Origin of the sequence: Lyngbya sp. CCY1209 (assembly GCF_035615495.1) — a bacterium.
In the GTDB taxonomy this organism is placed as follows: domain Bacteria; phylum Cyanobacteriota; class Cyanobacteriia; order Cyanobacteriales; family Microcoleaceae; genus Limnospira.
The window spans coordinates 1-644 of record NZ_JAJENU010000009.1; the positions used below are offsets into that span (position 1 = coordinate 1).

The window sequence follows — 644 nt, forward strand, 5'->3', positions numbered from 1 at the left end:
TCGGTTCCCCTGCGGGGGACTCATCCATTTGGGGGGGTGCGGTTTCGGTGTCGGCGATCGCGGCTTCCCAGGTTGCCCGGTAGCTCAGGTTGCCGAACGCTCTCACGTCGTCTTTGGACAGTCCGAGCGCGATCGCACGAGCCTTGAGTTCTGATAAAGTCATAGTTACTCCTGTAAAGGGGTTTTCGCGCCCATCGGTGTAGCCGCCAAGCATACGCACCGGTGGGCCTGTTTTTTGCGTTTCCGTATGTCAACTGTACAACTTTGGTACACCCACCGTCAACACTATTTTGTTAAGATGTGGGTGCAAAGTACAATGAAAATGCACCCATGATTTCTCAGACAGTGCCGAGTAAACTGCCGCGAGTGAACGTCTATATTGATCCAGACCTTAAGGAAAAGGGGGAACTGTTAGCCAAAAAACGCTTTCGTTCCCTCTCCAATCTGATGGCTTGGCTGTTGCAGCAAGAAATTGAACGGGCCAAGCAGGAAGGGGAGTTGACCGAAGAAAATTAAAAATTTATCAGTCACATCCTCGGTACAGCCTCAGCCAGACACACCACCCCCCACCAACCCCCGATCGCACCAGACCGGGGGCCATTTTTTTGCTCACCAACGATCCATCAGATCCATCAACGATCCAT

The 644-nt window shown here is 52.3% G+C and carries 1 protein-coding gene; it reads left to right on the forward strand.

The genetic code is table 11. The features are described from left to right. Nucleotides 1-330 precede the first annotated feature (330 nt). Nucleotides 331-516 (forward strand): hypothetical protein, encoded by a 186-nt coding sequence (locus LKE08_RS00045; protein WP_324702155.1) that lies wholly within the window; start codon nt 331-333, stop codon nt 514-516. Nucleotides 517-644 lie beyond the last annotated feature (128 nt).